The organism is Azospirillum griseum, assembly GCF_003966125.1.
GTDB classification, from domain to species: domain Bacteria; phylum Pseudomonadota; class Alphaproteobacteria; order Azospirillales; family Azospirillaceae; genus Azospirillum; species Azospirillum griseum.
In genome coordinates, this window is sequence record NZ_RXMA01000026.1 from 41,097 (window position 1) to 62,821 (window position 21,725).

15 protein-coding genes are annotated in these 21,725 nt (G+C 68.1%); 3 read left to right on the plus strand and 12 right to left on the minus strand.

Annotated features, from left to right (window positions below; translation table 11 throughout):
* The first annotated feature begins 9 nt into the window (after positions 1-9).
* Together EJ903_RS21090 and EJ903_RS21095 are read left to right on the plus strand one after the other, a co-directional pair.
* Positions 10-4,602: a hypothetical protein gene (locus tag EJ903_RS21090; RefSeq protein ID WP_126619162.1), complete on the plus strand. Its 4,593-nt coding sequence runs from the start codon at positions 10-12 to the stop codon at positions 4,600-4,602.
* Between the two features lie 352 nt (positions 4,603-4,954).
* The gene (locus EJ903_RS21095; RefSeq protein ID WP_210211500.1) at positions 4,955-6,052 is read left to right on the plus strand and encodes a DegT/DnrJ/EryC1/StrS family aminotransferase; all 1,098 of its coding nucleotides are present in this window, start codon (positions 4,955-4,957) and stop codon (positions 6,050-6,052) included.
* 8 nt (positions 6,053-6,060) lie between these two features.
* On the opposite strand, the gene EJ903_RS21100 is transcribed toward EJ903_RS21095, so the two are convergent.
* The 12 genes from EJ903_RS21100 to EJ903_RS21155 all read right to left on the minus strand — a co-directional run bounded on the left by EJ903_RS21100 (position 6,061) and on the right by EJ903_RS21155 (position 20,310).
* Positions 6,061-7,875, minus strand: coding sequence for an ATP-grasp domain-containing protein (locus tag EJ903_RS21100; RefSeq protein WP_126619166.1), 1,815 nt, complete (start codon positions 7,873-7,875; stop codon positions 6,061-6,063).
* Entirely contained in the window at positions 7,875-9,038 is a 1,164-nt protein-coding gene (locus tag EJ903_RS21105; protein WP_126619168.1) for a glycosyltransferase, read from the minus strand. The genes EJ903_RS21100 and EJ903_RS21105 overlap by 1 nt, the downstream gene beginning before the upstream one ends.
* Before the next feature lie 136 nt (positions 9,039-9,174).
* The gene (locus tag EJ903_RS21110; RefSeq protein WP_126619170.1) at positions 9,175-9,921 is read right to left on the minus strand and encodes a phytochelatin synthase family protein; all 747 of its coding nucleotides are present in this window, start codon (positions 9,919-9,921) and stop codon (positions 9,175-9,177) included.
* A 348-nt stretch (positions 9,922-10,269) separates the two neighbouring features.
* Positions 10,270-11,238: an isoaspartyl peptidase/L-asparaginase family protein gene (locus tag EJ903_RS21115; RefSeq protein ID WP_126619172.1), complete on the minus strand. Its 969-nt coding sequence runs from the start codon at positions 11,236-11,238 to the stop codon at positions 10,270-10,272.
* Positions 11,239-11,264: 26 nt separating this feature from the next.
* Positions 11,265-12,098 (minus strand): M55 family metallopeptidase, encoded by an 834-nt coding sequence (locus EJ903_RS21120; RefSeq protein ID WP_126619174.1) that lies wholly within the window; start codon positions 12,096-12,098, stop codon positions 11,265-11,267.
* A gap of 34 nt (positions 12,099-12,132) precedes the next feature.
* Positions 12,133-13,206: a DmpA family aminopeptidase gene (locus EJ903_RS21125; protein ID WP_126619176.1), complete on the minus strand. Its 1,074-nt coding sequence runs from the start codon at positions 13,204-13,206 to the stop codon at positions 12,133-12,135.
* On the minus strand, positions 13,181-14,059 hold the full coding sequence (locus EJ903_RS21130; protein ID WP_126619178.1) for an ABC transporter permease subunit: 879 nt from the start codon (positions 14,057-14,059) through the stop codon (positions 13,181-13,183). The genes EJ903_RS21125 and EJ903_RS21130 overlap by 26 nt, the downstream gene beginning before the upstream one ends.
* Positions 14,056-14,976 carry a glutathione ABC transporter permease GsiC gene (gsiC, locus tag EJ903_RS21135; protein ID WP_126619180.1) on the minus strand — a complete coding sequence of 307 codons (921 nt, stop codon included), beginning with the start codon at positions 14,974-14,976 and terminating at the stop codon, positions 14,056-14,058. The genes EJ903_RS21130 and gsiC overlap by 4 nt, the downstream gene beginning before the upstream one ends.
* Before the next feature lie 70 nt (positions 14,977-15,046).
* Entirely contained in the window at positions 15,047-16,579 is a 1,533-nt protein-coding gene (locus tag EJ903_RS21140; protein ID WP_126619182.1) for a glutathione ABC transporter substrate-binding protein, read from the minus strand.
* A gap of 23 nt (positions 16,580-16,602) precedes the next feature.
* Entirely contained in the window at positions 16,603-18,507 is a 1,905-nt protein-coding gene (locus EJ903_RS21145; protein ID WP_126619184.1) for an ABC transporter ATP-binding protein, read from the minus strand.
* Positions 18,504-19,349, minus strand: coding sequence for a D-amino acid aminotransferase (locus tag EJ903_RS21150; protein ID WP_126619186.1), 846 nt, complete (start codon positions 19,347-19,349; stop codon positions 18,504-18,506). The genes EJ903_RS21145 and EJ903_RS21150 overlap by 4 nt, the downstream gene beginning before the upstream one ends.
* Positions 19,350-19,407: 58 nt before the next feature.
* On the minus strand, positions 19,408-20,310 hold the full coding sequence (locus tag EJ903_RS21155) for a MurR/RpiR family transcriptional regulator (protein ID WP_126619188.1): 903 nt from the start codon (positions 20,308-20,310) through the stop codon (positions 19,408-19,410).
* A gap of 351 nt (positions 20,311-20,661) precedes the next feature.
* On the opposite strand from EJ903_RS21155, the gene EJ903_RS21160 reads away from it, so the two are divergent.
* Entirely contained in the window at positions 20,662-21,675 is a 1,014-nt protein-coding gene (locus EJ903_RS21160) for a response regulator (protein WP_126619190.1), read from the plus strand.
* Positions 21,676-21,725 lie beyond the last annotated feature (50 nt).

The window sequence follows — 21,725 nt, forward strand, 5'->3', positions numbered from 1 at the left end:
GGATCATCCATGACCTCGACTCCCAGCCCCTTCGTGGCCGATCTCACGGCGCTGAAATCCCGTCTCGACCGGGCTGTGACCGGTGATGGTCTGCTTGATCTGACGGCCACGCTTCTTCCGGCCAGCGATCTCGCCACCTTCGTGGCCACAGCGCCCGATCAGCGGATCCGGTTGACAAAACCCACGATCACCCTGAACGGGGCGGGGGCCGACCAGCGGCTTGACATCGATGGGGACATGGTTGGGCGGTGGAGCGTTCCCAATCTCGGCGGCGGGCAGTTGTCGCAGCTGTCGTTCTCCATCCGATACACCCAACCACCGCCGAGCGGTGGCCAGCCGGGGGTGGCGTTTGTCTCCACCGTGGTGGTCAGAAAGGGCCGCCTCGCGCTGGCCGGTGCCAGCTTGCCGCTGACCGGGACTCTGGCGTCCGGTGGGGCCGTGCTGGGGCTGTCGATCGTTGGTGGCGGTGCGGGCGGCGATGCTCCGTCGATGACCGCTCTGATGACCGCGCTTGCCGGTCCCAGGGCGGCCTCCTCCGTGCCTGCCCAGGTGGTTGCGCTCAACGCGCTCGGGATCAGCGCTGGCGAGGTCCGTTTTGGCTTTGCGACCAATGCGGCGACAATCACCAACCTGACCGCGCTCTGTCAGGGTGATTGGACGATCATCGATGGTGGCCTGTTCGCGTTGCGCCAAGTGGGTGTGACCTTGTGGGCCAGCCAGACCCCGGGCAACAGCGGGTCCATCGCCATCAGCAGTTCCAGTTGTTTCACCGCCACAACCGAGCTTTGTGGCCTGGTGGTGACGGCGACGCTGCACCTCACGCCGGGGCGGCAATGGCGGCTCACCCTTGCCACGCCGAAGGGCGTCACCCTGCCCAGCCTCGCGGACATCGCGGGCTTTGTGGGGGGCAGCGGGGTGCGTTCGGCGGTTGAAACCGGTTTGAAGGCGGTGGGGTTGGGCGACATCACCGTCACCTCGACCGACGCTGTTTTTGACATGAAGCGCCGTCGGCTCACCACCATGCAGATCGGTGGCCGGATTGGGTTCGCCGGTGTTGTCCTGAACGCCAGCGTGCAAATGCCGGAATTCCGGTTTCAGGCTCATTTGCCGTATGGCCCCGGTGTTGTTCCACCGGTGATCGCGCTCGACCGGGTGGCGGCGGAATGTCTGGGGGAAACCGCAGATCTGCCAAGCCTGACCATCTCCCGTCTGTCGTTGCTTGCTGCGCCGGGGGATGGTTCCTACAGCGTTTCGGTCACGACCGAGCAGAATTGGGACTGGCGGGTGGGTGGCCCTGGCGGACCGGTGCTGACGCTGGAGCAGGTCGGGGCCACGCTGGCGCGGGAGCCGGGATCGGTCAGCGGAAGCCTGTCGGTTGCCACACGCCTGGGCGGTGTGGACATTGATCTGGCGGCCAGCTATCTGGGCAAGGGGGCCGGTTGGATCTTCTTCGGCTCGGCGAGCACGGGGGCGATCGATCTGGGCACGATGGTCGGGGATCTCGCCCGCCAGCTTGGCGGCGGCTTTCCCGACGCGCTGGTGGCCGCGATTGGCGGGCTGACCATCGATTCCCTGTCGGTGATGGCTGACAGCAAGAGCGGGACCTTCCAGTTCACCAGCGACGTGACGGTGACGGGCACGCTGCCGTTTGGCGATGTTTCCTACGATCTGGCAACCCGCGCCTTCATCACATCCGCCACCGATCCGGCGACGGGACGGCGCGGCTATGCCGGCAACCTGGAAGCGGATCTGGAGATCGGCAACGCCCTGTTCACGCTGACCTATGATTTCGGCCCCAGCCCGTCGATCATCGCCGGGCGCTGGCGCGCCGGGGCGGGGGAGAGCATCGGCGTTCAGGACCTGCTGGACGCGTTCGGGATCGACGCCATCCTGACGGTCCCGGACGGCCTTGATCTTGGCCTGACATCGGTCAGCTTCGATTACCACACCGCCGACAAGCGCTTTACGATTTCGGCGGAATCCCGCCTGTTCGGCGATGCCTTCATCACCATTGGCAAGGACGTCCGGGGCAAATGGGGTGTTGTGTTCGGTGTGGACATTCCGGCCCGGGCCAGGCTGTCGGCCATCCCCGGCATCGGATCGGCCTTTGCCGCCGCCGACAGGCTGACCTTCTCCCGGATGGCGGTGATGCTGTCCTCCGCCACCTTGCCCAATTACACACCACCGGCCCTGCCCGGGCTGCCTGCGCCCACGCCGTCCAGTGCGTTTCCGGCCCGTCTGCAGGCGGGGCGTTCGCCCACGCCGACGGCCAGCGGCGTCACCCTGCAACTTCCCCCCGGCCTGTCCTTGGCCGCCGCGCTGGATTTCGTGACCTCCGGGGCGAACGACCCGTCGCTGCGCAACATGCAGGGGCTGGTGGGCGTGTCGGAACTGGTGATGCAAGCGACCGCCAACGCCTCCGGTGTGTCCCTGTTCATCGGGTTGGACGGCAAGATCGGGATTCCCACCGGCACGGGCAGCCGTCTGACCTTGGGCAACGCGTCGCTCGCCTTCACGATGAGTCTGGTCCCGGTGTATCAGATGTCCGGCGCGCTGGGCTTCCGCGTGTTCGGCACACCGGTGGAGGCGACCGCCCGCTTGATGGTGGCCCCCACCCAGGCGCAGGTGTCGCTGTCAGTGTCCAGCAGCGCAGGATCCCTGCCGTCCCCTCCGGGGATGAAGGGTCTGCACATGCGCCAGTTCGGCGTGATGATGGGCGTGTTCTTCGAGCCGCCCGGCCTGGATCTCGGCCTTCAGGGGCGTTTCCAGATCGGGAACGAGACGGCGTTGCGCGACGACGAATTCGCCATCGTGCTTCAGGTCATAGAGGAGGTGCCCAACATCCTCTATCTGTCCTTCTACGTCGATGAGATGAGCCTGGGGCGGCTTGTCACCCTGTTCACGGACCGATCCGCCCCCGACCTGATCGCGGCGATGGACATCGTCAAGGCCAGCCAACTGTCCTTTTACTGGTGCGAGGCACCGGTGGCGCTGCCCGACGGGTCGGTTGGCCTGCCCGGTTTCGGCGTCAGCGCCGGGATTCGGCTGTTCTCCCTGGGCGGGCATATGGAGCTGTCCATCAACACCAGCCAGGGCATCAGCGGCACGGCGGAACTGGCCCCGATCACCATCGGGAATGCGCTGTCGATCGCGGGCGATGGCAAGGGACGGACACGCACCTATCAGCAGCGTGATGGCGTGTGGGCCGAGGTGGCCAACAACGCGGTTGTCCGCAACACCCCAGCCCTGCCGACACGGCGCGAGGTGCTGGTGGCACCGGGCGGTCCGGTGGTGGCGTTCAATTGTCTGAGCAGCCCGTTCCTGCGCGCGAGTTGGCGGATTTCGCTGTTTGACATCGTCAAGCAGATGGTTGAGGTCACGATCGGCACCTCCACCATCAGCTTCGCGCTCACCTATCAGGTGGCGGGCATTGAAAAATTCGATCTTGCCTGCGCGTTGGCCGACGGCTTGAATTTTTCGGCCTCGGGGCAGTGCCGGATCGGCATCAACGCGGCGATCGGCCCCATCCATGTCGGCGGAGTGGATTGTGGGCGGCTGCGTTTGCAGACCCTGGTGGTCGCCGGGTTGAGCGTGGCGCTGACTCCCGCCCGCTTCAGCCTGGAGATGGTCGGCAGCTTTGCGTTCATGGGCCTCAGCTACGCCATGCCAAAGCTGGCTTTGGCGGTGGCTCCGGCCTCTCTGGCCGAATTGCCTCCCAAGCTGGTGCAGATCATCGCCGACAACGCCGATGCGCTGTTCCGGGACCTGTTCCGCGACGCCGCAGCCTGGGCGCGCATGGTGGCCGACGGTGTGGTGACGGAGGTTGCGAACATTGGTTCCGTCCTGAAGAACGCCTATGGGCTGAGCGCGGAGGTTGCCGCCGGTCTGCTGAAGTCCACCGGCTTTGCCGTTGCCACGGTTGCCGGTGCCCTCAAGGATGGGTATGGGCAGACGGCGGCGGCGGCGGCCACCGCCCTGAAGGCGGCCGGATACACCGCCGCTGAAACGACGGGCGCGCTGAAACAGACCTACTCCCTGTATGCCGACGCTGCGGCGGCGGCGCTCAAGGCGGCGGGCTATGCCGTCAACGACGTCACAAACGCTCTGAAAACGGGCTATGGCCTCACCTCTGATGCGGCGGCGGCGGTGTTGCGGGGGATGGGTTACGCCGCAACCGACACGGCGAACGCGCTGAATGCGGCTTACGGCCTGTCGTCCGACGCGGCGGCGGCGGCGTTGAAGGCGGTGGGGTATGCGTCCAACGACATCGCCAACGCCCTGAAGCAGAGGTATGGGATGACCGCTGAGGCCACCGCCACCGCCCTGAAAAAGCTGGGCTTTTCCGTGGATGAGACGGGGGCTGCGATCAAAACGGCCTACGCCGCCTCGTCCGACGCCGTCGCCAAGGCGCTCAACACTGCAGGCTACACGGCGGAGCAAACGGGCAATTATCTGAAGACGGCGTTCAACATGAGTTCCGACGCTTTGAACAAGGCGTTGTCGAGCGCTGGTTTTTCCAGCAAGGACGTCGGCGGTTATTTGAACAAGGCGGGCGGTGAATTGAAGAAGGTTGGCAAGAAGCTTGACCCCAGGAGATGGTGATTGGACGGTGGTCGTTGCGAGGGGGCAAGGCTGGGGTGCGCGGCGGTTGTCGCGGCTCTTGCGGTTGACGGCGATGTGTCCGTGTTCAGGAAACCGACGCTCGGATGGCCATGTGGTGTTTCGGGAAATGGAGGGCGCGGCTTTTCAGATGTTCTGGAAAAATCAAAGCCATAAGTCGGGCGCGACTGTGTCGGAAAATACGGCAAATTGATCCTTGAACCCCCTTCCGCCGCTCTCTAGGATTCGCGATGGCTGAAGCGGTTTCAACAGCATGGATGATTTTTTCACTGTGCCGATCAACATGTCGTCCCCATCGCATCCTGTCCCGCTTGACCGTTTGAAGACACCGCTGGTGGTTTTTCAGCCGAAACTTCCGGTGGCCGACCGGTTGCTCCCCTATCTTCGCCTGATCGACGCGAACCGCTGGTACAGCAACCGTGGCCCTTTGCTGGCCCGTTTCGAACAGGCGCTGGCGGATCATTTTGCGGTGGCGTCCGACCGCGTGATCGGGGTGGCGAACGCCACCGCCGGTCTCACCGCCAGCCTGCTGGCCGCCGGTGTGGACGATGCCGGGCGGGATGGCAGTCCCCTTTGCATCCTGCCATCCTGGACTCATGAAGCAACGGCGGTGGCGGCGTTGCGCGCCGGGTTGACACCCTGGTTTCACGAGGTGGAGGAGGCCGACTGGTCCCTGTCGCCGGAGAGGGTGGCCGACAGCCTGCGCGCCAATCCAACCTTGGCCGCCCGCGTGTCCCATGTGATCGTGACCGCCCCCTTTGGCGCGGTGGTGGCGGCGGAGCCGTGGCGCGCCTTGTCCGACCATTTCGGTCTGGCCGTGACCATCGATGCGGCCAGCGGTTTCGATCAACTGCGCGGCGGGCCGGTGGATGCGGTGGTGAGTTTGCACGCCACCAAGGTGCTGGGCGTTGGCGAGGGCGGTGTGGTGATCGCCCAGGACGCGCAGCGCGCGGCGCGCCTCCGCGATCTGGTGCAGTTGGGCCTGTCGGACGAACGCGTCATCCAGCGGGCGGGGTTGAACGCGAAGCTCAGCGAATACGGGGCCGCCATCGGTCTTGCCGCACTGGACATCTGGCCGGAGCGGCGCGCCACGCTGGTGCGTCTGCGCGCCCATTACGCCGCGCGGCTGGGCGGCGTTCCCGGTCTGTCGCTCTGGGCACCGGAGGGCGTGTCGTCCACCCTGATGCTGCGGTTGCCTGGACCCGTGGCGGTGGAAACCGGGCGGCGGCTGGCTGCGCGCGGAATCGCGACGCGCCGGTGGTGGCACGCGGGGTGCCATCGTCAACCGGCCTTCGCCGCCTGTCCCCGCCACCCCCTCCCCATCACGGAGGCTTTGGCCGATTCGGTGCTGGGCTTGCCTTTTCACGAGGACCTGACGCTCTGCGACATCGACACCGTGGTCGACACGCTGCGTGATGTCCTGGCGGATTGACGGGCGCGTCAGTCAATTTCCGGTTCCGCCATTGGGCGCAACAGACGCACCTCCGCGTCGCGGTCGCCGTCGGAGGCGGGTGGCAGGCCGTTCAAGCGTCCGCTGGCCGAGAAGGGAAGCCAGCGCCCGCCCTCGTCCCATGATCCGGTCAACCGCAGCGGCCCACGATGGCCGAGCGGCGCCAGCGACGCCCCCCAGCGGCCCAGCGCGTCCACCATCGCCGCGCGGTCCGGCGTGTCGCCCAGCGCCCGCGCGGCGACAGGCACGCCGCCCCGCTGCGCGCACAGAGCGCAGCGGATGGCCGTGACCGAACCGTCAGCGGCGACCGCCCCTTCAACCGCCCCGACCCGGTCGTCCACCGTCCAGATCCAGGGCAGGGCGGGCAGCGCCGTCCAGCGCGCGCGCGGTTCGGCCAAAGCCGCCGCGTCCAGCGCCGGTTGAGCCACCCGATCCCCGCCCGCAAGCGCCGCCATTGCGTCGGACGGCGCGAGCAGGTGGACCGGACCCTCGCCCCGCCGTGGCTTCACCACCAGACGCGACGGTGACAGGCAGGCCAGCGTCTCCCCCTCATCCGGAGACGCGATGGTGGGAACGAAGGGCAGGCCATGGCGCGCGGCGTGCGCCGCCAACGCCCAGACGTCGGGGACCGCACCGCCCAACCGTTCCGGCAGGGGAGCAGACCGCGCCTCATCGTCGTCAGCGTCCAGCCAGAGGTCGGGCCATCCTGGGGCCGCGCGGCGGTCGACCGGGGCGGTCCATTCCCCGGTTTCGTCGAAGGCGCGACGCCAGGACAGGGGGGGCGACAACCGCGACACCCCCAACCCCTTCATCCGCAGCGGTCGGCGCGTCTCCTCCGGCCCCGATGGCCAGCCCAGCCAGGACGACACCAGGTCGCGCACCAGATTCCGGCCCAGCAACGCCCGTGCGACCGTGGTGCCGCCAAACCGCCCGCCCACCTCGTAGGGCATGAACCGTCCGTCGGCCAGACGCTTGCCCTGAATGTTGACAGGGCCGCGATGCCCGGCCGCCGCCAGGGCCGCCGCCCAGCCCAGCCCGACCGCCGCAAGGGCGTCGTCCTCGACCAACCGCACCGCCCGACGCAACGGTGGGGCGGTGACGCCGTGGTCGCCGCAGAGCGCCACCACCCGCCCGTCCGGGCCGATCACCAGTTCGACGGTGGTTTCCAGATCGGTCAAGCCGTGACGCCAGGGCATGGCGTCCGGTTGCAACGCGGCCTTCCAGTCGCCGCCGATGCCTTGCGGATCCAAAAAGGCCTGCACGATCAACCCGGTGTCATCGGCCACCCGTTCCAGTTCCGCCCGGTTGCGCACCAGCAGAACGCCTTGGCTGCCCGCTCCGCCGCGCGGTTTGGCGATCAGGGGAAAGCCGTGCGCGTGGGCCAGCGCGCGGGCGGCGTCCCCACCCAGCGCCGTCGGCGCAAAGGCCAACCCATGGCGAACCGCGAAACCATGAGCCTGCGCCTTGTCCGCAAAAAGGGGGGCGAGGGCAGGGGGCGGCAACGGAAAAGCAGGGTGTGGGAACGCCGCGTGGTCAACAGCGGCGGCCAGCGCCGGAATGTCCTCGTCCCGACCGGCGAGAACGAGGTCGGGCTTCTCCCGCTCCAGCACCGCGCGCAGCGCCGTTTCATACGCGGCCCGGTTGGCGGTGGGCGGCACCCGGTGCAGCCGGTCGCAGCCAAAGGCGATCGCCGACGCAACACTGTTCACACCGACGATGGTCAGGCGCGGGCGAAGCGGGCGCAGGCAGCGCAGAATGGCGTCGGCCACCAGGCTGCCCGCGCTGGTGATGAGCAGACAGGCCATCAGGCCGCCGGTGCGCTGGCGGGCAACGCGCCAACGCCGGACATCAGGTCGCGCATCATCGCCTCGGGCGTGAAGCGCTCCACCACCTCGGCTTGCGCCGTGGCCAGGATGCGGCGGCGGATTCCCGGATCGGTGGCGCGCGCCAGGCCATCGGCCAAATCGCCGAAATCACCGGCAACCGTGGCGAACACCCGGTCGCGCCCGAGCAGACGGTCGCTCAGGATCGTGGGTGGTGCCACCACCACCGCCCCGGCGGCCATTGGGTGGGTCAACCGTTCGGAAACTCCGCCGACATAGGGCGGGCAGGCCACCACCACGCGGGCGCGCCGGTACAGCGCCATCAACCCGCTGTGCGGCACCGGTGGCAACACCCGGCTGTCGGGGTGCAGCGGCACATCGTCCGCATGGCCGACCAGAGTGATCGGGTGGTGGGCCAGACGCGCGATCATCCGCCGCCGCCGCTCGTTGCGGATGTGATGGTCGGCAAGGCAGAGAAGAAAGCGATGGCCCGGTGTTTCCAGATTCAGCCGGATGCCCAGGGCGGCAAAGGCCGTGTCGCACACCGCGCTGAAGGGGGCCAGCGTTTCGGCCAGACCGGTGTCGACGATGATGCTGTACAGGGCGTGAACCAGGGGTTCCGGACACCGTTCTTCAAGATGGCGGCGGAACTGGTCGGAGGGCCGCAGGGTCGCCACGGTCAGCACCGGGATGTCCCGCTCCGCCTCCGGCGGAGGGGGAGGCATCGGTGGGCAGGCGGGCACATAGACCCGGTGGGATCCCCGCTGCGGCACCCAGCGCCGCCACAGGGTGGCGAAATCGGCGTCAAGAAAGGCGGTGGTCTGGCGGGGATCGTCCCGCCCCATAATCAGCGGCATCCAGTCGCTGCACGGGTTGTCGTTGATCAGGGCAACCACCGGCACGCCGAGCCGTTCCGGCAGCGGTTTCTCCCCGTCGCGGTCCTCGATCATCACGCTGTTCACCCAACCGCCATCGCTGAACAGGGCCTGCAACCGGGTGTCGCGCAGCGCCCGCAACTCCGCCGGGCCGAAGCGTTCGAGATCCACGATCACCGTTCGAAAGCCGATGGCCTCAAGCGCGGCACGGTAGACGCCGGAGGACAGCCGCAAGCTGCCATGCGGATCCGCTTCCACCGGGGGAAGCACAACACCAACCGCTCCATTCTTCCCATCACCACGTCCGGCGGCTGTCGATGCGTTGGAACCGGAGGGCGTTGGATTGGGCGTGAGCATGGGACGTTATACCCTTTCCGCCGGAGAGCGTCCACGATCCGGCGGGCGCTTACCCAGACACCCGGCGCGCACGGACACGGATCAGGCCGCTGCCTTCCGGGTCGGCCCGGTCCGGCTTCAGCATGGCCTCCAGCAGCTTTTCATCGCTGGTCCAATAGGGCACGTACCAACTGCGGTCGGGATCCATCACCAGCACCCGGCGGGTGACGGCGTCATAAGCCCCCAGCGGGGCGATGTGGCCGCCGCCGTCGTCGCCGGTCAGGGTTCCCTGGTCGAAGGCCACCAGGATGATGTCCTCGTCGCCCTGCTCGTTGTCCGCCAGAATCCGGCGCAGCGTCGCCAGCGTGCGGGGGGAGGAATCCTGCGGGCGAAACACCTCGACCTCGGCGTCCAACCCATAGGCCTCCAGGCTGCGACGGACGTAATGCTCCAGGTCGGTGAAGGAGATGCCCTCGCCGTCGTCGGCCACCGCCTCGCGCCAGCGGTCATCGCCCACACGGTCGATCACCTGCTTTTGCGTGATGAGCCGCTCCGCTGCGCTGTCGGGCAGGCCACGCAGCGCGTTCAGCATCATGGCGACGCTGGCGACCGAACAGGCGCTGCCGGTGGTCTGCGGCACGTAATAAGGGCTGAGCGCCCAGAAATCCGGGGCCGGGGTGGTGCGGACGAAGCTGGCCGCGCGGGTGATCGGTTCGGCTTGCGGGCCGAATTTCGGTTTGGGCATGTCTTGGGCCGAAACCGGCATCGCCGCCGCCAACCACAGGGCAACGCCCGTCAACACCGCACCACGCTTCATCGCTCCTGGTCCTCCGTCACGCCGCACCGTCCCTCCATGGTTTCGGGCGAGCATGGGATATGGTGCATCGCACCCGGATCGCCAAGGGTGGTGATCGCCAGGGAAGTGAGCAAGGATTTGTCGGCTCGATGCGCATGCATCCGCTGATGCGCTTGTGCGAGAGGGAGGGAAGACCCATCACGCCGCAAGAAATGACGATCCAGCGCCGTTGTCAGACCAAATCCATGATCAGGCCAAATCCATGTTTCGACCGGTCATCAGCCTGTTTGGTTGCACCGATGACCGCGCCAACCGGAACAATGGGTGCATTCCGCCGGTGTGAATGCCACGCCGGCGGATGGTCGGGCGTCAGTTGCCGATCCGGTAGTCTTCGCGGTGGATGGCGGTCAGCAGGGGGGCGTCGGCTGTGGCGATGCCCCGGTACATGCCCGCGCAGTTGAAGGGCAGCGTCACCCGGCCCGCGCTGTCCACGGCGACCAGACCGCCCGATCCGCCGATGGGGCCGAGTTGGTCGAGCACCACCGCGTCGGCGGCCTCGGCCAGCGATTGCCCGCCCCAGCGCATCCGCGCCGCGATTTCGTGGGCGACGACGTGGCGGATGAAATGCTCGCCATGGCCGGTGGCGGAAATCGCGCAGGTGGCGTTGTCGGCGAAGGTCCCGGCCCCGATCACCGGGCTGTCGCCGACGCGGCCCACCGCCTTGGCCGTCATGCCGCCGGTGGAGGTGGCGGCGGCGACGTTGCCGTGCCGGTCGCGGGCCACCGCGCCAACGGTGCCGTGACGGCGCTGTTCGTTGCCGTCGTCGGGCGCGCCGGACGCGCGGAAGGCCAGTTCCGCTTGCAGGGCGTCCCAGCGGGCTTGCGTGAAGAAATAGGGGGCCTCCTCCATCGCCAGCCCGGCCCGCCGGGCCAGCGCCAGGGCGCTGTCGCCGATCAGCATCACATGGTCGGTGCGCTCCATCACCGCGCGGGCGGCGAGGATCGGGTTGCGCGGGCCGAACAGACCGGCCACCGCCCCCGCCGCGCGGGTGCGCCCGTCCATGATGGCGGCGTCCATCTCCTGCGTGCCGTCGGCGGTGAAGACCGCGCCGCGCCCGGCGTTGAACAGCGGCTCGTCCTCCAGCGCGATCACGGCGGCGGTGACGGCGTCGAGCGCGCTGCCGCCCGCCGCCAGCACCTCCCGCCCGGCCAGCAGCGCGGTGCGCAGTCCGGCGTGGTAGGCGTCCTCCAGCTCCGGCGTCAGCAGGGACGCGTCGATGGTTCCGGCACCGCCATGGATGGCGAGGGCGAAGGGCTGCGGGCTTTGGTCGAGGGTCATGATGGTGCGCTCTGGAAAATCCGCGATCAGCGGAGGGAGGCCGACATGGCCGACAGGCTGTTGATCCAGCCCAGGACACCGGCCATGCGGTCGGCGGTCAAGCGGATGGTGACGGGGTCGAGGCGGACGGCCACCGGAATCAGCGCGGCCAGATCGGCCAGCGCCGGGCTGTTCATCTCGATCTCCAGCCGGTAGGGGACGGGGCCGTCCTCCGCCGGGATGCGGAAAGGGGTGACGCTGGCTGCCCGTTCCACCGCGCGCTGCGCGGCGGCGCGCAGCCGGTCGCGGGCGACGGAGGGGGCGACCGCGCGGGCGGCGCGCTGGCCCAGCGCGTGTTTGACCACCACCCGGTCGGCTTCGGGGAACAGCGGGGCGACTTCCTCGGCGAAGGCGTCGTCGCCCGACAGCAGGATCACCGGCACGCCCAATTCCCCGGCGTAAGCGCCATAGCAGCCGGCCTCGCCCAGCTCCCACCCGTTCACCCGCACCCGGCCAAAGGCAAAGCTGTTGGTGGTGTGGGCCAGGATGCCCGACCGGCGGGCCGAACCGTGGAAGCCCAGGCACATCACCCCGTCATGCTCGGCGGTCAACCCGGCGAACATGCCGTTGGGCTTGGGGCGACCCAGGATCAGCTCGGCGGCGGGGTGCAGCTCGTCGGGCAGCAGGTTCAGCATCGGGCCGTGGCTGTCGTTGACCAGAATCGCGGTGGCCCCACCCGCCAGCGCCCCGTCGATGGCGGCGTTGACCTCGGCGGTCATCAGGCGGCGGGCGCGCTCATACTCCGGGTTGCCCGGCGTCACCTGGTTGGGGGCGACCACCCCGGCCACGCCCTCGATGTCGGCGGAGATGTAGAGTTTCACGGCAGGGATTCCCGGTTGGTCAGGGGGCAGGGGATCAAGGGATGGCGGACAGAAGGGTGGACAGGCAGGGGCGGGTGGCCCCTTCGTGCCCCACCACCGGGGTGGCGGCGGCCAGCGCGTCGAGAACGGCTTCCTGCGTGGCGTCGGCCATCGCTTCGAACAGGGCGTCGATCCGCTTTTCGTTCAGGACGCGGAGCGGCAGGATGTCGGCGCGGGCGTCGTGGTCCAGCCGGTTGGCGGTGGTGAAGCCCAGCGCGATGTCGCCGCTGCCATGCCCCCAGAAGGAGCCGACGCGGGCCAGCCCCACCCCGGCGCGGCGGATCACCCGGCGCAGTTGGCGGTGGTCGAGCGGAACGTCGGTGGCGGCGATCACAATGACCGAGCCTTTTTCCGGCTCCGCGTCCTGCGGCGGCGGGCCGACGCGCCGACCGTCGGGCAGCCGCAGATCCCCGGCCCGGCCGAAATTCGCCAGCACCAGCACGCCCAGATGAAAACGGGTTCCGTCGAGCTTGAGACGGCGCGACGCGCTGCCGATGCCGCCCTTGAAGCCGAAGCCGGACATGCCACGCCCGGCTCCAACCGATCCGACAGCAATCGGCGCGCCATCGGGGGCGGCCAGCGCGTGGGCCAGCGCGGCGGCGGCATGCCCCTCCGTCACCGCCAGGGCCTGGATGTCGTTCAGCGGCCCGTCGTTGCACTCCATCACCACCGGGTTGACGGTGGCGGTGGTCCGGCCGATGTCGGGATTGGCGGCGATGGCGTGGCGGACCAGCGCGGTGGCGGCGGTCCCGACCGACAGGGTGTTGGTCAGCAGGATCGGGGTTTCCAGCGCGCCCAGCTCCTCCACCTGCATCAGCCCGACGCTCTTGCCGAAGCCGTTCAGCACCTCGGCGGCGGCGACCGGCTTGTCGCGGTAGAGGTTGCCCGCGTGCGGCAGGATGGCGGTGACGCCGGTCTGGATCGCCCCGTCGTCCAGCGTCGCATGACCGACGCGCACGCCCGGAACGTCGGTGATGGCGTTGCGCGGCCCCGGCTTCAACCGCCCGCAGGCCAGCCCGAGATCGCGGGCGCGCGGACCGGACTCAGCGCAGCTTGGGGTCGAGGGCATCGCGCAATCCGTCGCCGAGCAGGTTGAAGGCCAGCACCGTGATGAAGATCGCCAGACCCGGATAGAAGGTGACGTGGCTGGCGACGCCGATGTAGCTGCGCCCGTCGGCCAGCATCGCCCCCCATTCCGGGCTGGGCGGCTGCGCGCCAAGCCCGATGAAGCTCAGGCTCGCCGCCGTCAGGATCGAGGTGCCGATGCGCATGGAGACATAGACGATCACGCTGGGCAGCGTGCCAGGCAGGATGTGGCGCAGCATCAGCATGCGGTCGCGCACGCCGATGGCGCGGGCGGCGTCGACATAGACCGCCTGTTTCAGCGACAGCGTGCTGCCGCGCACCAGGCGGGCGAACACCGGGATGGAGAAGATGGCGACGGCGTAGATGACGTTCTCGATCCCCGGCCCCAGGATGGCGACGATGCCGATGGCCAGCAGAATGCCGGGGAAGGCCAGCAGCACGTCGCACAGCCGCATGATGAGGGAGTCGATGAACCCGCCGCGAAAGCCGCTGACCAGCCCCAGCGCGATGCCGACGATCCCGCCCAGCATCACCGACAGCAGACCGACCGACAGCGAGATGCGCGCCCCCCACAGGATGCGGCTGAAGATGTCGCGGCCATAGGAATCGGTCCCGGCCCAATGCGCCCAGGACGGCCCTTCGAGCACGCGGTCGTAATCGAACCCCGCCGGGTCATAGGGGGCGATCCAGGGCGCGGCGGCGGCGGCCAGCGCCAGCAGCAGCAGGCACAGCCCGGCGACCACGGCGGAGCGCCGCCGGAGAAACTTGCGCCAGAACTCGGCCAGCGGGGAACGGATGGTGTCGGTGGCCGTGACGGCCGGCGCGGTCGTGCTCATGAGTAGCGAATCTCGGGGTTGGCCAGCGCGTACAACACATCGACCAGCAGGTTGATGAGGATGAATTCCAGCGAGAACAACAGGATTTCCGCCTGAATCACCGTGTAGTCACGGTAGGACACGCTGTCCACCAACAGCCGCCCCAGACCCGGCCAGGAAAACACCGTCTCGACGACGATGGAACCGCCCAGCAGAAAGCCGAATTGCAGACCGACCATGGTGATGATCGGGATCATGGCGTTGCGCAGCGTGTGTTTCCACACCACCAGCCGCGACGGCACGCCCTTGGCCCGCGCGGTGCGCACATAATCCTCGCGCGCGATGTCGATGAAGGCCGACCGGGTGAAGCGCGCCATCACCGCCGCCACCCCCAGACCCAGCGTCAGCGAAGGCATGACGAAATGCTGCCAGGTGCCGTAGCCGCTGGTCGGCAGCCAGCGCAGTTGCACCGAAAACAGGTCGATCATCAACAGGCCGAGCCAGAAGGAGGGAAAGGCGATGCCCGACACCGCGACGAACATGCCGACATGGTCCGGCCAGCGCCCGCGTTTGGTCGCCGACGCCACGCCGATCAGCAGCCCGGCCAGCGTCGCCCACGCCATCGCCGCCCCGGTCAGATACAAGGTGGGCAGGAAGCGGCTGCCGATCTCCTCGGACACCTTCCGTTTGGTCTTCATCGACCGCCCGAATTCGCCCTGCACCGCGTTGCCCAGAAAGCGGCCATACTGGACCCACAGCGGTTGATCCAGGCCGAGATCCTGGCGCACCAGCGCGATGTCGCTGGGGCTGGCGTCGCTGCCCGCCACCAGCCGCGCCGGATCGCCGGGCAGCAGATGGACGAAGCCGAAGACGAAGACGGAAATCACCAGAAGCACCGGAATGATTCCGGCGATGCGTCCGACAAGATATTTCAGCATGGGGCAATCGTCCCGGAAGAGAAGGCGCGGCGCGCGCCCGACCCGGAGGCCGGACGCGCGCCGCCGGTGCTCACTGGATGTCGGCTTCTTCGATCTGCAGGCCGCCATCGGCGACGTAGTTCAGGCCGGAGAGGTTCTTCACCTGTGCGGCCAGCAGATTTTCAACGCCAAGGAACAGCCACGGCGCGTCCTTCCAGATCTGTTCCTGGGCGACGCGGTAGGCTTCGGCGCGCTTGGCGGTGTCGGCGGTGGCGATGCCGGTTTCGATGGCGGCGTCGACCGTCTCGTTCTTGTAATAGGCGACGTTGAAGAATTTGGGCGGGAAGCCCTTGCCCCACAGCAGCGGGCGCAGACCCCAATCGGCGTCGCCGGTCGAGGCCGACCAGCCGCCATACTGCATCTGCACGGTGGCGTCCTCCGGCTTCTCCACGCCCCAGACGCGGGCGGTTTCAACACCGGCCTCCAGCGGCGTGACGGTGATCTTCACGCCGATCTGCGACAGCTGCTGTTGAACGAACTGCATCCCACGGATGAAGTTGGTGTTGTTGCGGCCGAACATCTCGGCCTCGAAGCCGTTGGGGTAGCCCGCTTCGGCCAGCAGCGCCTTGGCCTTGGCGAGATCGACCGTGTATTGCTCGGCCTGGGGAACGTGGAAGCCCAGCTTCGGCGGCAGCGGCGAGGGCAGCGGCCCGGCAAAGCCGCGATAGACGATCTTGGCCCAGGCGTTCTTGTCGACGGCGTAGTTCAGGGCCTGACGCACGCGCACGTCGTTGAACGGCTTCTTCATCGTGTTCATCGCCACATAACGCGCGATGATCGACGGGGCGTTGATGATGGTCAGGGACGGGTTCTTTTCCACCGTCGGGACCATTTCCGACGGCAGCGGGTAGACGAACTGCGCCTCGTTGGTTTGCAGCATGGCGATGCGGCTGCCGTTTTCCGGCACGCTGCGGAAGGTCACGCTGTCCACCTTGGGCAGGCCGGGCTTCCAATAATTCGTGTTCTTGGTGGCGACCATGGTGTCGGCCTGCCAGCTCACGAACTTGAAAGGACCGGTGCCGACCGGATGGCGGCCAACCTCCTTGCCATAGGTTTCCAGCGCCTTCGGGCTGTGGATCATGGCGCCGGGGTGGGCGAGGTTGTTGTTCAGCGCGCCGAAGGGCTGGGCCAGCTTCAGCGTGATGGTGTTCTCATCCACCACGACGGTTTCGGCCAGCATCGCCAGCAGGCTTTGGCGCTTCAGCTTGTTGGCCGGGTTCGACAGACGGTCGAAGTTGACCTTCACGGCCTGCGCGTTGAACGGCGTGCCGTCGTGGAAGGTCACGCCCTTGCGCAGTTTGTAGGTGTATTCGGTGGCCGTGTCGTTGACGGTGAAGCTTTCCGCCAATTGCGGGATGAGCTTCATCTCCTTGTCAAAGGCGAACAGGCCCTGGAGCATGGTGCGGGTGGCCGATTGCGACAGCGTGTCGTTCACGTCGGCGGGGTCGAGCGTGGTCAGGTTGTCGGGCACGCCGACGACCAGATCCTTGGCGGCAAAGGCGGCGTTGGTCAGCGCGGTGCAGCAGAGCAGACCGGCGACCAGGGGAAGGGCAAAGCGCGTCACGTCAAGTCTCCCGTTTTTTTGATTCAGAAATCGCCGCCCACGGCGTGGCGGGCGACAAAATGATCGTTCCCCACCGCGACCAGCGGCTGGACCTGCGGCTCGTCGCCCAGGTTGCGGATCGGGCTGGGGATTTCGCCGGTCAACAGCGTCAGCTCTCCCGTGCGTCGGCTGGGATCGGCGACCGGCACCGCCGCCATCAGGCGGCGGGTGTAGGGGTGCTGGGGGTTTTCGAACACCGCCCGGCGCGGGCCGATCTCGACGATCTGGCCCAGATACATCACGGCCACCCGGTGGCTGATGCGCTCCACCACCGCCATGTCGTGCGAGATGAAGAGATAGGACAGCCCGCGTTTGGCCTGGAGATCCATCAGCAGATTGACGATCTGCGCCTGGATCGACACGTCGAGTGCCGCCACCGCCTCGTCGGCGATGATGAGCTTGGGGTCGCAGGCCAGCGCGCGGGCGATGCAGATGCGCTGCCGCTGGCCGCCGGAAAACTCGTGCGGATACCGGCGGGCGTGCTCCGGCTTCAACCCGACCTGGGCCAGCAGATCGGCGACCCGCTCCTCGATCGCCCGGCGGCGCGACAGGCCGGGGCGGCCGTTGGGGACGTAGTCATGGACCAGCATCGGTTCGGCGACGCTGAATCCCACGGTCATGCGCGGGTTCAGCGAGGCGAAGGGATCCTGGAAGATGTACTGGATCTTTTCCTTCAGCTTGGCCTGTCCGTTGGAATCGAGCGCCACCGTGTCGGTGCCGTCGAAGCGGATCGCCCCGGCGGTGGAGCGTTGCAGCCCCATGATGGTGCGGCCGGTGGTGGATTTGCCGCAGCCCGATTCCCCGACCAGCGCCAGCGTTTCGCCGGGGCGCACGGCGAAGCTGACCTGCTCCACCGCGTGGACGCGGGCCTTCAGCGTGCCGAACAGCCCCTTGCGCACGTCGAACCGGGTGACGAGCTTGGACACCTCCAGCAGCGGCGGCGCGTCGTGCCGGACGGTGTCCTGTTGGTGGATGGCGGCGGGGGTGTCGCGGTTTGCCCCATCGCTTTTGCCAGCGTCGTCCACCACCAGCAGGGGGAAGCGGGCGGGCAGGTCCTGGCCGCGCAGCGCCCCCAGCTTCGGCACCGCCGACAGCAGCGCCTTGGTGTAGGGGTGTTGGGGGGCGGCGAAGATCTGTTCGACCGTGCCTTCCTCCACCTTCTTGCCGCGCCACATCACGACGACGCGGTCGGCCACCTCGGCCACCACGCCCATGTCGTGGGTGATGAAGATCACGCCCATGCCCATGTCGCGCTGCAACAGGCGGATCAGGCGCAGGATCTGGGCCTGGATGGTGACGTCCAGCGCCGTCGTCGGCTCGTCGGCGATCAGCAGCGACGGCCGGCAGGACAGCGCCATGGCGATCATCACGCGCTGGCGCATCCCGCCCGACAGCTGGTGCGGGTGACGGTCGAGCAGGCGGGCCGGTTCGGGGATGCGCACCCGTTCCAGCATGCGCAGTGCCTCGGCCCGCGCGGCCTTGCGGTCGACGCCCTGGTGCAGCATCACCGCCTCGGCGATCTGGTCGCCGATGGTGAAGACCGGGTTCAGGGACGTCATCGGTTCCTGAAAGATCATGGCGATGTCGTTGCCGCGCATGGCGGTCAGCGATTCCGCCGGGGGCGTGGCCAGATCGCGTTCCTGCCCGTCGCGGCCCCGGAAGCGGATGGCCCCCTTGGTGATCCGCCCACCGGCGTAATCGACCAGCCGCATCAGCGACAGCGAGGTGACGGACTTGCCCGACCCGGATTCGCCGACGATGGCCACCGTTTCGCCCGGAGCCACCGAAAAGCTGACGTCATCGACCACGGTGATCGGGCCATGCTCGCCCTGGAAGGCGACCGACAGACCGTCAACGGACAGCAGGCGGTTGTTGGTCGGCCCGCTCATCGGCCTTGGCTTTCGGCGAAGAGGGCGGCGATGCGGCCCCACACCGGGCCGGGCGTGCCGGTCCCGACCGGGCGGCCGTCGATTGTGGTGACGGGGGTGATTTCCTTGGTCGTGCTGGCGATCCACACCTCGTCCGCCGAGGCGAGTTCGATGGCGCGGACGTCGCGTTCGACGAAGGGAACCCCCGCCGTGGCGGCCAAGCGCTGAATCACTTGGCGTGTGATGCCGACCAGGATGCGATGATCGGCCACCGGCGTGGCGATGGTCCCATCCTTGACGACGAACACGTTGGTCGCCGCCCCTTCGGTGACGAAGCCGTCGCGGATCTGGATGGCGTCCACCACCCCGGCGTCGGTGGCGGCCTGTTGCGCCAGCACGCTGCCCAGCAGGGCGATGGTCTTCAGGTCGCAGCGGCCCCAGCGGATGTCGGGCATGGTCAGGGCCGCCACACCCTGCTCGCGCCACGCGGCGGCCGGGCGCTTCAGCGGGCTGACCATGCCGAAGACGGTCGGTGTCACCCCGGCGGGAAAGCCGTGGGCGCGGGTGGTGGGTGCCCCGCGCGTGACCTGAAGATAGACGGTCAGGTCGCCGTCGATGCCCGATTCCGCCGTCAAGCGTTCCAGGATGCCCAACCAGTCCCCCGCGCTCATCCCGGTGTCGATGCGCAGGGCCGCCAGACCGCGTTGCAGGCGGGCGATGTGGGCCTCGGCCTCGAACAGGCGTCCGTTGTAGGCCGCCGTGACCTCATACAGCCCGTCGGCGAACAGAAAGCCGCGATCGAGCGGCGACACCTGAACCTGATCCAGCGGCAGGTAGCGCCCGTTCCAGTAGGAGATGGTCATCGGTTTCGGCCCTGGTTGAAACGAAGGGAGATCGCGGGGAATGCGGCGGGAGGGGGCGTCATCGCTCGCCCCGCCCCGGTTTGGGAACGACGTGCAGATAGGGCAGGATGCGTTCGGCCATGTCGGCGGCGCGGTCCACCGTGTTGCTGCCGCTGCGCGCCAACGCCGCACCCAACGCCATGATGAGCGCCATCATCCCGGTGGTCGAGCTGTGCAGAACCCCATGGTCGGCCCCGGCCAGCAGGGTGATGTCGGCCAACGGCACGACGGGCGAGTCCGGGCTGTCGGTCAGCGCCAGGGTGCGGGCGCCCTGGTCGCGGCAATGCAGCACATGCTCGATGGTGCGGCGGGAGTAGCGCGGGGTGGTGATGGCGATCATCAGGTCGCCCGGCTGCACCTTCATCAGGCGGCGGATCGAGCGTTCCGGCCCGGCAAACTCCACCGTGGCGATGGCCTGATCGACGTAGGGGTCGAGCATGTCGGCCAGAAACGTCGCCATGTAGGCGCTGTCGCCCATGCCGCAGGTGTAAACGCGCTTGGCGCTGCGGATCAGGCGGATCGCCTCCTCGCACTGTTCGGGCTGCAACAGGTCGAGCGTACGGGCGATGTTGGCGGCGTCGGCGGCCAGCGATTCCCGCATGATTTCGGCGTGGGTGGTGTCGCGCGACACCGCCGCCCGCAGTTTTTCCACCGGGGCGAAGGTGGATTCGAAGGCGCGGAGCAGATCCTCGCGGAATTCCGGGTAGCCCTCGTACCCCAGCGCGGTGGCGTAGCGGTTGACCGACGCCACCGACACCTCGGCGGCGGCGGCCAGTTCGCCGATTTTCAGCGTGGCGGTGCGGAAGGGATAGGCCAACGCCCAGGCCCCCACCCGCGCCAGCGCCGGGGGCAAGCGGGTCTGATGCTGCTCCATGCGGATCAGCAAGGATTCGGGCGCTGTGGAGGGAGAGGTCTGGTCCATCGCGTCGGCGCTTCGATCGGTTGGGGATGTCACCAGCGACGGATTATTGAGTTACACAAATGGGGCAATTCTGTAAATGAATTTTCAGATCATGCGGCGTTTCGCCGGAACCGCCATCCGGGGGCGTGAACCGCAAACCGCGCTGCGCAGGTGTGTGGTGAAGGCAGGGGCGGATGGCGCGGCGGAACAGGTGTCTGTCCAATCCGTTTGCGCGACAAATCATCAGCGGGACCTTGGCGTGACGAACCATCAGAAAAACCACTGCGGTCTTTGACAATCGTTACGATTTGTTGAGCAAGCTGCCGTAGCCTGCGGCCTTGCACTGATCGTTCAGCGGGTTTGACCTCCGATATGCTGCCGTCCGGTTACGCCGCTCTTGAGATTCTCATCGTCGATGACATCGCGAACACGCGGCAGATTCTGCGGGCGATTCTGCGCCACATGGGATTCACCCGCGTCACCGAGGCCAGTGGCACGGCGGAGGCCCTGGCGCTCATCAAGGAGATCGGCCCCGATCTGATTTTCACCGATTGGGACATGCCGGGGGCGAGCGGGCTGGATTTGATCCGCATCGTCCGCAGCCACCCCGAATCGCCGGATCCGACCGTGCCGATCATCCTGCTGACCGCGCACGGCGACCGGCAGTATGTGAAGGCCGGGCGTGACGCCGGGGCCACCGATTTTCTGGTGAAGCCGCTGGCCCCGGCGCGCATTCGCGACCGCATCCTGGACGTGGTCAGCCGCCCGCGCGGCTTTGTCAGCGCACCCGGCTACAAGGGGCCGGACCGGCGGCGGACGGATCGCCCGGTGGTGCAGGACCGCCGCTCGCCGGAGGCCCCCGCCCCCGACGTGCTGCTGCTGCCGCCGGACGGCCTGTTGATGGCCAAGGTGTCGGGCGATGACTCGGCGGTGCGGCGTGCCTTGCAAAGCCGGGTGTCGATCCTGCGCACGCTGGCGGCGGTGTCGCACAGCGCCCCGCTTCAGCGCCAAAGCGGCGGGGCGGTCAGCAGCATGATCGCCGCCGCCAACGCCGCCGCCGTGCGCGACGACCTGGAACGTCTGGTCAGCGAGGCGTTGAGCGCGTTGGATCGTTGCGCCGACGCGCTGACGCGCATGGGGGAACCGCTGGAGCGATTCCGCCGTGGGGCGCTGGACCGCATGCCCGCGTCCGCCGGGCGGGTGATCGGGTCGCTGCAACGCCTGATCGCCGACCCGGTGCGGGTAGCCAACGATCCCGGCATCATCCGCCTGCATCTGCTGGCGATTCGCGCCATGCTGCGCGTGGGGGCCGATCCGGGGGCGGAGCGCACCGCCAGCGAACTGGCCAGCCAGATCGAAGCCCTGAGCCAGCGCCGCCGCGACTGAATGGGAGCGGCGGTCCACCGTGTCGCCGAACACTGCGTCCGCGACATAAA